This is a genomic window from Anaerolineales bacterium, from assembly GCA_019637755.1.
In the GTDB taxonomy this organism is placed as follows: domain Bacteria; phylum Chloroflexota; class Anaerolineae; order Anaerolineales; family UBA11579; genus JAMCZK01.
This window is the reverse complement of record JAHBVC010000001.1, coordinates 1,376,408-1,389,659: the sequence shown is the minus strand read 5'-3', so window position 1 is coordinate 1,389,659 and position 13,252 is coordinate 1,376,408. Positions and strand designations below refer to the sequence as shown.

13 protein-coding genes are annotated in these 13,252 nt (G+C 59.6%); 9 read left to right on the top strand and 4 right to left on the bottom strand.

Annotated elements, in window-relative coordinates; translation table 11 throughout:
- Positions 1 to 109 precede the first annotated feature (109 nt).
- The 4 genes from KF821_06680 to KF821_06665 all read left to right on the top strand — a co-directional run bounded on the left by KF821_06680 (position 110) and on the right by KF821_06665 (position 7,018).
- Positions 110 to 1,315 carry a S1 RNA-binding domain-containing protein gene (locus tag KF821_06680; GenBank protein MBX3005498.1) on the top strand — a complete coding sequence of 402 codons (1,206 nt, stop codon included), beginning with the start codon at positions 110 to 112 and terminating at the stop codon, positions 1,313 to 1,315.
- A 78-nt stretch (positions 1,316 to 1,393) separates the two neighbouring features.
- A complete protein-coding gene (locus KF821_06675; GenBank protein ID MBX3005497.1) occupies positions 1,394 to 2,899 on the top strand; it encodes a hypothetical protein in 1,506 nt (501 codons plus the stop codon).
- Positions 2,900 to 3,023: 124 nt separating this feature from the next.
- Entirely contained in the window at positions 3,024 to 5,552 is a 2,529-nt protein-coding gene (locus tag KF821_06670) for an ATP-dependent Clp protease ATP-binding subunit (GenBank protein ID MBX3005496.1), read from the top strand.
- Between the two features lie 62 nt (positions 5,553 to 5,614).
- Positions 5,615 to 7,018 carry an FAD/NAD(P)-binding protein gene (locus tag KF821_06665; GenBank protein MBX3005495.1) on the top strand — a complete coding sequence of 468 codons (1,404 nt, stop codon included), beginning with the start codon at positions 5,615 to 5,617 and terminating at the stop codon, positions 7,016 to 7,018.
- A gap of 517 nt (positions 7,019 to 7,535) precedes the next feature.
- On the opposite strand, the gene KF821_06660 is transcribed toward KF821_06665, so the two are convergent.
- Positions 7,536 to 7,889 (bottom strand): winged helix-turn-helix transcriptional regulator, encoded by a 354-nt coding sequence (locus tag KF821_06660; GenBank protein ID MBX3005494.1) that lies wholly within the window; start codon positions 7,887 to 7,889, stop codon positions 7,536 to 7,538.
- A gap of 106 nt (positions 7,890 to 7,995) precedes the next feature.
- On the opposite strand from KF821_06660, the gene KF821_06655 reads away from it, so the two are divergent.
- Both KF821_06655 and radA read left to right on the top strand, forming a co-directional pair.
- Complete coding sequence (locus KF821_06655; protein MBX3005493.1) at positions 7,996 to 8,148, top strand: hypothetical protein; 153 nt, start codon at positions 7,996 to 7,998, stop codon at positions 8,146 to 8,148.
- On the top strand, positions 8,141 to 9,541 hold the full coding sequence (gene radA, locus KF821_06650; GenBank protein MBX3005492.1) for a DNA repair protein RadA: 1,401 nt from the start codon (positions 8,141 to 8,143) through the stop codon (positions 9,539 to 9,541). The genes KF821_06655 and radA overlap by 8 nt, the downstream gene beginning before the upstream one ends.
- A 51-nt stretch (positions 9,542 to 9,592) precedes the next feature.
- Here radA and KF821_06645 read toward each other — a convergent pair whose 3' ends face one another.
- On the bottom strand, positions 9,593 to 9,739 hold the full coding sequence (locus KF821_06645) for a hypothetical protein (GenBank protein MBX3005491.1): 147 nt from the start codon (positions 9,737 to 9,739) through the stop codon (positions 9,593 to 9,595).
- A 91-nt stretch (positions 9,740 to 9,830) separates the two neighbouring features.
- On the opposite strand from KF821_06645, the gene KF821_06640 reads away from it, so the two are divergent.
- Positions 9,831 to 10,169, top strand: a complete 339-nt coding sequence (locus tag KF821_06640) for a hypothetical protein (protein ID MBX3005490.1) — start codon at positions 9,831 to 9,833, stop codon at positions 10,167 to 10,169.
- A 1-nt stretch (position 10,170) separates the two neighbouring features.
- Here the strand turns inward: KF821_06640 and KF821_06635 are convergent, their stop codons facing one another.
- Positions 10,171 to 11,019 (bottom strand): pirin family protein, encoded by an 849-nt coding sequence (locus tag KF821_06635; GenBank protein MBX3005489.1) that lies wholly within the window; start codon positions 11,017 to 11,019, stop codon positions 10,171 to 10,173.
- Between the two features lie 62 nt (positions 11,020 to 11,081).
- Between KF821_06635 and KF821_06630 the strand changes: the two genes are divergently transcribed.
- Both KF821_06630 and KF821_06625 read left to right on the top strand, forming a co-directional pair.
- Positions 11,082 to 11,459 carry a hypothetical protein gene (locus KF821_06630; protein MBX3005488.1) on the top strand — a complete coding sequence of 126 codons (378 nt, stop codon included), beginning with the start codon at positions 11,082 to 11,084 and terminating at the stop codon, positions 11,457 to 11,459.
- A 55-nt stretch (positions 11,460 to 11,514) separates the two neighbouring features.
- A complete protein-coding gene (locus KF821_06625; protein ID MBX3005487.1) occupies positions 11,515 to 12,546 on the top strand; it encodes a fatty acid desaturase in 1,032 nt (343 codons plus the stop codon).
- 63 nt (positions 12,547 to 12,609) lie between these two features.
- On the opposite strand, the gene KF821_06620 is transcribed toward KF821_06625, so the two are convergent.
- Positions 12,610 to 13,200 (bottom strand): biotin transporter BioY, encoded by a 591-nt coding sequence (locus tag KF821_06620; protein ID MBX3005486.1) that lies wholly within the window; start codon positions 13,198 to 13,200, stop codon positions 12,610 to 12,612.
- Positions 13,201 to 13,252: the final 52 nt, after the last annotated feature.

Genomic DNA, 13,252 nt, shown 5'->3' with positions numbered 1-13,252 from the left:
TCTATCACAAGGGCTTTTTTCGCAGCGCACCTTGCAGAGCCCTAATGAATACGGCTGATTTTTGGCGTTATAATGAGGGCACCTTAACCTCTGGAGTAACCACACGTATATGAATCAAAACGAACTCTCCCATTCGGGGGAGCAAGCCGGCGCTGAGGCGCAGCCTACCGGCTTGACCATGGAAGAACTGCTCAATCAGAGTGAATTGAATCTGGAGCTGCCTCGCCCGGGCGAAATGCGCGCCGGGATCGTAGCCAGCACAGCCAACAACGAAATTCTGGTGAGCATTGGCGCCAAGTCTGAAGGCATTATCTCGTCTCGCGAAGTCGAAGCGATGACTCCCGAAGAGCGAGAACAAATTCAGGTCGGCCAGGAGATCCAGGTCTACGTCGTCAACACGGATATGACTGGCGGCATGATGCAGCTCTCCTACACGCGCTCCAAAGAAGATGATGATTGGGGCATGGCCGAAGAGTTGATGAAATCCAAGGAAACCTATACCGGCGCCATTGACGGCTTCAACAAGGGTGGCCTGATCGTGCGCGTCGGCCGCCTACGCGGCTTCGTGCCCGCTTCGCAGATCAGCCAGTCACGCCGCCTGCGCTACAAGGGTGATACGCCCGAGCTGCGCTGGGAAGAAATGAAGGGCGAGCCGCTGAGTGCCCGCGTGATCGAAGTGGACCGTGAGCGCCGCCGCCTGATCCTGAGCGAGCGCGCCGCCAACCAGGAAACCCGCGAAGCCATGAAAGAACGCCTGCTGGGCGAGATTGCCATTGGCGAGACCCGCAAGGGCCACGTCACCAGCCTGGCGGATTTCGGTGCCTTCGTCAACATCAACGGCGCCGATGGCCTCGTGCACCTCTCCGAGCTCTCTTGGGAGCGCGTAGACCACCCCAGCAAGTTGCTCAAAGTGGGCGACGAAGTTGAGGTCAAGGTCATCAGCATTGACCAGGATCGCAAGCGTATCGGCCTCTCCATGCGCCAGTTGCAGCGCGATCCGTGGGAAGAGCAGATCACCAAGTACCACGTCGGCCAGTTGGTCGAAGGTACCGTCACGCGCCTGGTCAAGTTCGGCGCCTTTGCCCGCTTGGATGAGCACGTAGAAGGCCTGATCCACATCTCCGAGCTTGGCGAAGGCCATGTGGAGCACCCCAAAGAAGCCGTGCACGAAGGCGACAAGCTGGTGGTGCGCATCATCAAGATCGAGCCCGACAAACGCCGCATCGGTCTCTCGCTCAGCAAGGTCGACTCGGCCCAGTTCAGTGATATGGACTATGCCGCGGCGATGGCCGAGCTTGACGAGAGCGACGAGTAGAGCAGCAAACTTGATTTTCAAAAAGAGCGTGTGTTTGCACGCTCTTTTTTTATACCTTGCTGTATCAGGGAGTAATCGATGGAAAAGAAGCACAAAAAATCCCACTGGCCCGTACTTGTATGGGTCTTCATCCTCCTGGCCACGATCCACAACTATGCCATTGTGGTGCTGCAGAAGGATTCGTTCGCGGGCACAAGCCAGTTCATCTCAGAGCTGGGCTGGACCTCGGTGGGCACGGTGTTCGCCATCGTCAGCGCCCTGATCATCAGCAACAACCGCCGCCATACTATCGGGTGGCTGCTGATGCTGATGCCGATCATGCTCACCATCTCCAGCATCCTCAACTTCTTCATCAAGCCCGCGGTGCAAGCCGGCCAAGTCAACTTTGCCGTGTATTTTTACCTGTGGTTCAACAGCTGGTCTTGGTGGATCTTGATCGGCTCGATCATTTTGATCTTCTTCCTGTTCCCCACTGGGCGGCTGATCTCCAAGAAGTGGCGTTGGGGGCTGATCTCGCTCGGCATCGGCTTCCTGGTATTCTTGTTCGCCGCCACCTTTTCAACCTTCTTTGAAGACCAGACCAGCAGCATCACCGTAAGCAACCCCATCGGTTTTTTACCCATTGAAGCCACCGGCATATTCATTGCCTTAATGGGCCTGTTCCTGATCACCCCGGCGTTGGCCTCAGTGGTATCTGTCTTTGTGCGCTATCGTGATTCGCAGGCGACGGAACGCGCCCAGATGCGCTGGCTGTTCATTGCGGGCGCATTCTTCCTGCTGGTCTATATTCCTACCTTTATTTTCCAAAACTATTCCGAAACCACAGTCTCAGGTTTCTTATTCATCGCTTCCATCCTTGCCATCCCACTCTCCATCGGCATCGCCATCTTGCGCTACCGCCTGTGGGATGTAGATGTTGTCATCAACCGCTCACTGGTCTATGGTGCCCTTACCACGCTGCTGGCCGCCTTGTTCGCTGGCACGGCCGCGCTGCTCTCGCAGTTGGCCAAAGCCGCTTTCGGCGAAGATATGCAGCAGGCAGCCGCGGCGGTGGCGGCGATTGTCGTCGCCAGCCTGTTCACCCCCTTGCGCACCCGCGTCGAGGGTGCCATCAACCGCCGCTTGTTCCCCGAAAACATCGATCTTTCGCAGGGTCTGATCGAGCTGGATGCCAATCTGTGGAGCTGGGTCAAGCTGCCCAAAGTGCTCGCATCCACCCTGGAGCATTTGGAAGCCATCTACGGGCACGAGCAATCCGCCATCTATCTATTGGCTGGCCAAAGCTACAAGCCCGTGGCGCTACGCGGCCTAAAAAAGAGCGAATTGAAGAACTTTGTGCCCAGCAAAGCCGAGCAAGAGCTGCTGGAGCACAAAAAAGGCATCCTCACCGAGAACGGCAAACCCTTTGTGCTCACCGTGCCCATCTACCTTGGCCGCCGCAAGGGGCCAGAGCTGCTGGGTGTGCTGCGCCTGGGTAAACGCAAGCAGGGCCGCGGCTTCAGCGGCGGCGACATCAAAACCCTGGCGGCCTTCGGCGCCAAACTCGGCGAGCCAATTTACGCCTTGCATCGCCAGCACACATAACCGGGCGGCATGTATTAACTTTGTCTCAACATTCCTGCACCGGCACTATCCAAAGTTGAATTTGGTAGAATCCCCAAAGTTGCGGCATTTTAGCCGCAATCAAAGGAAGACTATCGTGGCAGGAATGGAACGCCTTACCCAACGTGCGCGCCGCGTACTGAGCCTGGCTCACCAGGAAGCAGAGCGCATGCGCCACAATTACATCGGCACAGAGCACCTGCTCCTGGGGCTGATCAAGGAAGAAGGTGGCGTGGCCGCCCGCGTGCTGCGTGATCTCGGCCTCGAAGCGCCCCGCGTGGAAGAGATCGTAGAGCGCATGACCGGCGCCGGCCAACACGAAGGCGAAAAGATTGACCTCTCCCCCGGCACCCAACAAGTGCTGGAGTATGCCTTCGAAGAAGCCCGCCGCCTGGGCAACCACTACGTCAGCACCGAGCACTTGCTGCTCGGCCTGGTGCGCTATGGCGAGGGCATCGCCCTCAACGTGCTGCGCAAGCTAGGCGTCACCCCGGAGCAGATTCGCCGCCAGACGCGCCGCGTGCTGCAAGAGAGCAGCGCCCCGCGCCGCCCGGCCACCCCTCCCCAGGGCGAGCGCCGCCCGCGCCGCGAGCCGCGCAGCGCCAAGACCCCGATGATCGATCAGTTGGCGGTGGACCTTACCACCCAGGCCGAAGAAGAGAAGCTTGACCCCGTCATCGGGCGCCAACAGGAAATTGAGCGCGTGATCCAGATCCTGGCACGCCGCAACAAGAACAACCCGGCCCTCATCGGTGAACCCGGTGTCGGCAAGACCGCCATCGTTGAGGGCCTGGCCCAACGTATCATTGATGGCGATGTGCCTGCCCCATTGCTGGGCAAGCGCGTGTTGCAACTGGATGTCGGTTCTCTGGTGGCCGGTACCATGTATCGCGGCCAGTTTGAAGAGCGCCTCAAGAAGGTAATCGACGAGCTCAAGGCCTCTGAAGCGATCCTGTTCATTGACGAAGCCCACATGCTCGTGGGCGCCGGCGCGGCAGGCTCCTCGGTAGACGCCGCCAACATCCTCAAGCCCGCCCTTTCGCGTGGCGAGCTGCAGGTGATCGGCGCCACTACGCTCGATGAGTACCGCAAGCACATTGAGAGCGACTCCGCCCTTGAGCGCCGTTTCCAACCCGTGATCGTCGACGAGCCTTCCGTCGAAGAAACCATCGACATCCTGCGCGGCGTGCGCCCAGCCTACGAGGAGCATCACCGCCTGCGCATCTCTGACGAAGCGCTGGATGCCGCCGCACGCCTGTCTTCACGCTATGTCACCGAACGCTTCCTGCCCGACAAGGCCATCGATCTGATCGATGAGTCGGCCTCGCGCGTGCGCATGTACAAGAGCCCGGCCGCCAAGGAAGCCAAAGCCGTCACTGACCAACTTAAGGGCCTGCGCCGCAAGCGCCTGGAAGCCGAAGAACAGGGCAACCAGGAAGAGGGCGAAACCTTGCAGCAGCAGGAAACCGAGCTGGAAGCCAAGCTGGAAGCCTTCCGCACCACCTGGGATCGTGACACCAGCCCGATCGTCTCCGTAGACGATATTGCTGAATTGATCGCCATGTGGACTGGTATTCCGGTCATGCAGATCGCCGAAGAAGAATCGGCGCGCCTGCTGCATATGGAAGAAGACCTGCACAAAGCCATCGTGGGCCAGGAGGAGGCGATCGACGCCATCTCTAAAGCCGTGCGCCGCTCACGCGCCGGCTTGAAAGACCCGGATCGCCCCATCGGCTCCTTCATTTTCCTCGGCCCCACCGGCGTCGGCAAGACCGAGCTGACCAAGGCGCTGGCCAAACTGCTTTTTGGCAGCGAAGAAGCACTGATCCAGCTCGACATGTCTGAGTTTATGGAGCGTCACTCGGTGGCGCGCCTGGTCGGTGCCCCTCCGGGCTACGTCGGCTATGAAGATGCCGGCCAGCTCACCGAGGCCATCCGCCGCCGCCCGTACTCCATCGTGGTGTTCGACGAGATCGAGAAGGCCCACCCCGAAGCGCACAACATGCTGCTGCAGATCATGGAAGAAGGCCACCTGACCGATGCCCGCGGCCACAAAGTCGATTTCCGCAATGCGCTGATCATCATGACCTCCAACGTGGGCGCCGATATGATCATGCACAAGGGCGAGATCGGTTTCAACCTGCGCACCAATGACGAGTTGGAAGAGAAGCTGGCCTATAAGGATATGCGCAAGAAGCTTACCGATGCGCTCAAGCGCGTCTTCCGCCCGGAGTTCATCAACCGCGTCGATTCGGTGATCATCTTCCGTGCGCTCAACAAAGAGAACCTGCGCTCCATCGTCACCCTGGAGATCGAGAAGATCGCCGAACGCCTCAAGGAAAATCAGCTCACCCTGCAGCCCAGCGAGGCCGCTCTGGAGCTGTTCGCTGACCTGGGCTACGACCGCGAGTACGGTGCGCGCCCACTCAAGCGTGTCTTGCAAAGCAAGATCGAAGACCCGCTCTCGGATGCCCTGCTGGCCGGCGACTTCAAGGAAGGCGATGCCATCCTGATCGATGTGGAAGTTGGCGAAGAGCAGCCTGAGATCGTCTTGAAGAAAGCCAAGCCAAAGGCAACACGCAAAAAGAAAACCCTGCCGCCTGCGCCACCGGCTGAAGCGCTAGCCGCCAACTAACTGGCTCGAAGCAAAGTACAAAACAAGAGATAATTTCATATCTCTTGTTTTTATTTAAGCCCATGACGCATACCTTCACTATCATCGGCGGCGGCGCCAGTGGCACCCTGCTGGCAACCCAGCTCCTGCGCCAGGCTACCCAGCGTGTCCACATCCATCTGGTTGAGCAAAATGGCACCATGGGCCGCGGGGTTGCTTATGGCACCCTCAGCGCGGCCCATCGCCTGAACGTGCCCGCCAACAAAATGGGCGCCTATCCTGAGCAGCCCGGCCACTTCTACGAATGGCTACAACACAACGGCTTTGCCTACCTGCCTGGTGATTTTGTACCGCGCAAGATCTATGCTGAGTATTTGCGCGCCCAGTTGGATGAGGCCATCGCCGCGCACGCCGAGGCTATTGAGCTTATTCACGACGAAGCCATCGATATCGAAGTTGAGCAAGTTAAGGCGGCTACACAGCAGGCTCCGTCTTTGCGAGGCGCAGGCTTGCCTGCGCACGAGGCAATCCCCCACAAAGCATTTGTCACCCTGGCCTCTGGCCGTGTCCTCGCCAGCGACGCCGTTGTACTCGCCTTCGGCAACGCGTTGCCACCGCAACCACGCTTCCTGAGCGCCGCAGCGGCCGCGGCCCCCGGATACTTCGCCAACCCCTGGCAGGCAGACCTTGCCAGTCATCTAAAGCCCACGGACCGTGTGCTGGTGCTGGGCATGGGGCTCACCGCAGTGGATACGCTGCTCAGCCTGCACGCCCAACAGCATCAAGGCGCGCTTTACGCCATCTCCACCCACGGCTGGTGGCCGGCCGCGCACGCCGCCAGCGCCAGCTATCCTGATTTCAGTGCCGAGCTGGCTGGTAAGGCTCGCGTGGCCGAGATGCTGCGCGTAGTGCGCCAGCACCTGCGCCAGGCAGAAGCCCAGGGCAGCAATTGGCGTGCGGTGATCGATGCGCTGCGCCCCAGCACCCAATCCTTATGGCAACAGTTGCCCCTCGCCGAAAAACAGCGTTTCATGCGTCATTTGCGGCGCTTGTGGGATGTTTCTCGCCATCGCATGCCGCCAGAATGCGCCGCCGCGCTCGACGCTATGCACGCTAGCGGCCAGCTGCACAGTCTGCACGGCCGCGTCACTGCCATTGACATGGCTGGCAGCGAACTCAGCGTTTCGTACCGCAGCCGCGGCCAGGCACACAACCTGCAAGTGGACGCCATCATTAATTGCATGGGTTCAGAGAGCAACTACACGCGTCTGCCCAGCCGGCTGGTGCAAAACCTGCTCGCCCGCCAATGCATCCAGACGGATGCATTGGCCCAGGGTCTTGAGGTCGCACCGGATGGCACCCTGGGGCCGCGTCTCTACACGCTGGGCACCGCCCTCAAAGGTGTGCTGTGGGAAAGCACGGCTATGCCTGAGATCCGGGCACAGGCGCACGATCTCGCTGCGTTGTTGTTGAAGGCGCAGAGCTGAAAACAAAAAAAGGAGAGCCAAGTTGGCTCTCCTTTTTTGTTGGGCTTTCTTGGCAGCCAGATACTCATCCAACCGGTCATAGGTTTCGTTGGCGCCCAATTCCATGCCGCTGGCCAGCACCGCCTCCAACTCTTCCTTGCTCTTGAACTTGGAGTAGGTGCGCAGCAGTGTGCGCCCATTGCCGAGGTCGATGAAGTTGTACTCCTCTTCGCCCTGCTCGCCCGGCATGCCGTCGAAACCGAAGGTGTTGATGAACTTGTCGGGCGGCGAAATCAGGCGGTATTCGCCAAAGAAGGCGATCTCGTTGCCGTCTTCGCCCTGCTGAATAAAGCGCCATTTGCCGCCTGGGCGGGCGTCCAGCGCTTCTACCCGCGTCTTGTATTGGCGCGGCCCCCACCACAGCGGAATGATCTCCGCGTCCAGGTGGGCATTGAACACCAGCTCGCGCGGCGCATCAAACTCGCGCTCCATCACCAATTCCAATTCGGTGGGGAAGCTGATCTTAAACTTGCGTTGCTCAGTCATTGTCTCTCTCCTTGTTTTGTGCATTCTTTTTCTGCACCTCGCTTAGATACTCGTCCAGGCGCTCGTAGCTTTCTTCCCAGTTGTGGCGGTAGCGCTCCAGCCACACGGAGACATCCTTGAGCGGCTCGGCCTGCAGCTGGGCCGGGCGCCACTGCGCGTCCCGTCCGCGGGCGATCAAGCCGGCTCGCTCCAGCACCTTGAGATGGCGAGACACCGCCGGCAGGCTGATCTTGAACGGGGCCGCCAGCTCAGAAACGCTGGCCCGCCCTTCCGAGAGGCGGTCCAAAATAGCCCGGCGGGTCGGGTCCGCCAACGCTGAGAAGGTGAGGCTTAGTGCATCAGTCATAATTAACACCTATATTAATTAACATATATGTTAAATACACTAATTAACTACGTTTGTCAATACTCGTTTTTAGTGCAAATGTTCTAATTGTAGTAGACTTAACCCCATGACCCCTTTTGAACGTTTGCTCGGGCACGACGAGGCCGCTGCCCGTGAGCTGCTCGAGCCTTGCTTACCCCTCAACGAGGCCGAGCTTGACCGCGAATTTGACGCCGGCTGGGGCGACCTGAAGGGCTGGGAGATGCTTACGCATGGCTAAAATCCACACTCGCTTCGTCTGCCAAAGCTGCGGCCGCGCCGCCGCCAAAGCGCTCGGTCGCTGCCCGCAATGCGGGGAATGGAACACCTACGTCGAAGAGCTAGTGGCCGACGAGCCGGCCCGCCGCGCCGCCAGCAGCAATGGCGCCACAGTAGCCGCCCCCAAGCCCCTGGCGCAAATTGAGGGCGGCGCCGAGAGCGAACGCATGCCGCTCTCGATCGGCGAGTTTGCCCGCGTGCTCGGCGGCGGCATTGTGCCCGGCTCGCTGGTACTCATCGGTGGCGATCCGGGCATTGGCAAATCCACCTTGCTGCTGCAAACTGCCATGCAGATGGCGGCCCACGATCGTGTGCTGTATGTCTCCGGCGAAGAGTCGCCATCGCAGATCAAAATGAGGGCGGATCGATTATTCGCTGACCAATCGATTAATCGATTAATCGATTCTCTATTTCTGGTCACCGAAACCAACCTTGACGCCATTCTCCACCATGTAGAGCAGATCAAACCGCGCTTGCTGATCATCGATTCGATCCAAACCGTGTATGACCCGCAAATTGATTCTTCTGCCGGCTCGGTCACACAACTACGCGAATGTAGCGACCGTTTTCGCCAGTTGGCCAAAAGTAGCGGCCTGGCGGTCTTCCTCATCGGCCACGTCACAAAAGAAGGGGTGATCGCCGGGCCGCGCTTGCTCGAGCACATGGTAGACACCGTGCTATATCTAGAAGGCGATCGCTTTCAATCCTTCCGCCTGCTACGCGCGGTCAAGAATCGTTTCGGCGCCACGGCCGAAGTCGGCGTGTTTGAAATGGTGGGCCATGGCATGCAAGAAGTGCCCAATCCTTCGGAAGCCTTTCTGGCTGAACGCGTGGTCAACGCCGCCGGCTCAGCCATCGCCGTCACCATGGAGGGCACCCGCCCGCTGCTCGTCGAGGTGCAAGGCCTCACCAGCCCCAGCGCCTTTGGCAACCCGCGGCGCTCGGGCAACGGCGTAGACAGCAATCGCTTATTGCTCATCACCGCGGTACTCACCCGGCGCCTCGGCCTGCCCTTGGCCGAGCAAGACGTCTTCGTCAATGTCGTCGGTGGCCTGCGCATCGGTGAGCCGGCCGCCGATCTGGCTCTGGCGGCGGCCATCGCCAGCTCGGCTTGGGATAAGCCGCTGCGCGCCGATGCCGTGCTGATCGGCGAGGTGGGCCTGAGCGGCGAGCTGCGCACGGTGCCGCACAGCCCGGCGCGCCTCAAAGAAGCCGCCGCGTTAGGCTTTAAGTCTGCAGTGATCCCACGCCGCTTACGCAAAAGTGAGCCGCTCCCCGCAGGCATCGAGGTGCATGAAGCGCGTAGCTTACGCGAAGCATTGGATATGGCGCTCGTGAAAAAGGCGGCTGGGTAAAAAAAAAAGGCCGCCCACAGAAAGTGGGCGGCCGGAGAGAGGAGTGGACGCCTAGCGCCCGAGCAAGATCAGAATGCCGGCAACCAAGGCCAGCACGCTACCCACCATGGCAGGCAAGGCAACGCCAAAGGCCGCCAAGCCGGTCAAGATCAGCCAAATACCCAAAAGCAAGAAACCGAGTCTGTTCGTAACCTTCATATCAAACCTCCTGTAATTACGAGAGTAGTGTGTTAACTAACGACAAAGTGCCGCGGGTGTTGCACGCAAAAAGTACCGTAAAATCCTCACTATGGACCTTGTGCGCTTCATCGTAGCCCCGTTCATCGCCCTGTACGGGCTACTGGCCTTGTTAGCTGGCCCGCAGCAATGGCGGCGCCAGAAACTCTCCACCGCGGCGGCCAACGCGCTGATGTTGGCTGGGCTGATCCTACTGGTGGCCAGTTACCTGGTCTGGTCACGCTCGCCCTGGGCCTTGGCCGTGCTAGCCGCGGGCCTGCTCAGCATGCACGTTCTAACCGCTATGAACCAGCGCCGCAACCATCCACAGGCCAGTGTATGGCCAGCGCAGGCCCGCCGGCTGCTGCTCACGGCTGGCTTTCTTTTGCTCGCCTATCTGGCCTTAGCCTAGCTCACCAGGGCTGGGCAAAGTTTCCGCTACGGATATCCTCGAACACCTGGCGAATCTCCGCCTCCGTGTTCATTACAAACGGCCCATAGGGCACCACCGGCTCAGCGATCGGCTGGCCGGCCATCAGCAGGAAGCGCAGTCCATCGGCTGCGGCCTGCACACGCAGCCCATCCCCATCGCTGAGCACGAGCATACTCAACGCTGAAACAGGCTCAGCTTTCACTTGGCCAGCGCCCTCAAATAGGTAGGCATACGCCGCCAAGCCAGCCGAGACCGGCACCTCGATCAGCGCATCAGGCGCCAAAGTAATATCCAGGTACAAGGGCTGGATAGCAATATCACCAATCGGGCCGCGCTGCCCAGCAAATTCGCCCGCCATCAGGCGCACCTTGGCGCCGGCCTGCTCAACGATCGGCACCTGCGCACTACTTACTTCCTGATAGCGCGGGGCGGCCATTTTCTGCGCCGCGGGCAAGTTCACCCACAGTTGAAAGCCGTTCACCTCACCATTGGCGCTGCGCGTTGGCAGCTCCTCGTGCAAGATGCCACGGCCACTGGTCATCCATTGCAGATCGCCCGGGCCGATCACGCCCACGTTGCCAATACTGTCACGATGGCGCACATTGCCCGCCAGCATGTAGGTAACAGTTTCAATGCCGCGGTGCGGGTGCTGGGGGAAACCTACAATTGGTCCTTCTACCGGGTCATTGAAGGCAAAGTGGTCAAAGAGCAGGAAGGGATCGAAGCGATTTTGGCGCGCCGGCGCAAATGAACGGCGCAAGCGCACCCCGGCGCCCTCGATCACCATCGTCGGCGCAATGATTTCACGGACACTACGTGGATTGTGCATACAGGTTTGACGCTGCGCGCCATCCTGGTATTACTTATGCTGGCATGTTGTAGAATGGCAGCATGTCATCACTGCTCGCACGTGCGCCGCGCGGCTTGCTGGCGCTGGCCGCAGGCCTGGCAGCTCTAGCCAGCCTGGCCATCTTGTTCACTGCCACGGGCACGCAGGTCAGCGTGCAAGACGGTGTGCTCAGTGTGCGCCAGCCAAGCTGGTTTGAGACGCAAGGCTGGTGGGGCATCGCCATCCTGCTTATCTTCGCCGGCCTCTACGCTGCGCCTGCAGTGCTGTATCGCCGCGGGTGGCGCGGCGCAGCGGTGTTGAGTGCCGCGACCGCGATTGTGCTCACCATCCTGGCCAGCATGAGCATCGGCTTGTTCTACTATCCCGCCGGCCTGGCGACACTGCTCGCCTTGCTGAGCATGCCGGTCGATACACGTTAAGTAGTGCCACAGCGAGCCCATCGCCGTGGCAAACACCATCACTGACAGGAGTTGTATGCAGACTACAAAACCAAAAACCAAACCTGCCTGGATCGATGCGATCAAGCCCTATCAGGTGCCTGATCACAAAAAGAGCGTTTGGCAGTTGATCAATAGCCTGGTGCCTTATCTGGTGATCTGGGTGCTGATGTATTACAGCCTGCGCGTCAATTATCTTCTCACGCTGGCACTAGCCTTCCTCAACGCGCTGTTCATGATGCGCTTGTTCATCATCCAGCACGATTGCGGGCACAACTCGTTCTTCAAATCCACCAAACTCAACGATCTGGTGGGCGGCATGCTGGGTTTGATCTCGATGACGCCCTACCATCACTGGCGCCGCACGCATGCCAAGCACCACGCCACCTCAGGCGATCTGGATTTTCGCGGTATCGGCGATATCTACACGATGACTGTAGACGAATACGCCGCGCTGCCCTGGCACCGCAAGCTGACCTATCGCATCTACCGCAACCCACTGGTGAAGTTCATCGTTGGCCCCACCTTGCTCTTCGTGGTGTTGCACCGCTTCGTGCTCAGCAAAGATGCCGATCTGCGCGAGCGGCGCAGCGTGCGCTACACCAACATCGCCCTGGCCCTGATCCTGGCCGGCCTAAGTGCTTGGATCGGCTTCAAGGAAACTGTCCTGATCTGGCTACCTATTATGGTGTTTGGCTCTTCGATCGGGGTGTTCCTGTTCTATGTGCAGCACCAGTTCGAAGATACCTACTGGCGCTGGCACGAACAGTGGGATTACACCGAGGCGGCGCTACGCGGTGCCTCATTCTTCAAAATGAATAAGGTGGCCCAGTGGTTCAGCGGCAACATCGGCTTCCATCACGTACACCATCTTTCCCCCAAGATCCCGAACTACAACCTCGAACGCGCTCATTACGAAAATGAGATCTTCCATCAGGTGGTTACGATCACTTTTTGGAGCAGCTTCAAAACCATTTTTCTGCACCTGTGGGATGAGCAAACCCACAAGCTGATCAGTTGGACCGAGTATCACCGCCAACAAAAACAACGTGCCGCTGGCATGGCCTAGTGGCTTGAGGTGAAACAAAAACGCCTCCGCAAATTGCGGAGGCGTTTTTTATTTTGTTTATGCTTAGCGCCTGAGGGCGTGTTGTTCGTTGATCAGCATCCAGGCGGTGGGCAACAGCAACGCGGCCACCAGCGCCTTGAGTACATCGCCCAACAGGAAGGGCACCAAGCCCAAAGCCAGCGAACCTTTGGGGCCCAAAAAGCCGCCCAGCAAGACAGCCAGCCAGCTAACGCCCAAGGCGTAGATCACCAGGTTGCCCAGCAACATCGCCAGCAAGGTCTTGCCCAGCGTGCGGTCCCAGCCGTGCTCCGCCAACCAGCCCACCAGCGCCGCGGCCGGCACAAAACCCACCAGGTAGCCACCGGTGCTCCCGCTCATGTACGCCAGGCCGCTTTGCGCTCCGGTGAAGAACGGAAGCCCCGCCACGCTCATGGCCAAGTAGGCCACCACGGCCAGTGCGCCGCGGCGCGCCCCAAGCGCCATGCCTACCAGCAACACCGCCAGGGTCTGGCCGGTGATCGGCACTGGCTGCAGCGGAATACGCAACTGGGCCAAGGCGGCAATGAACAACGCCGCCAGCATGATCAGCAATGCTTCCGCCAGCCAGGTCGAGCGGCTGCGCGGCAGTAATCGTTCAGAAAGCACTTGTTGCATCGGTTCTTCTCCTCAAGGCTCAATCTTAGCAGAAGGCAGCCCAGGCTGCCCG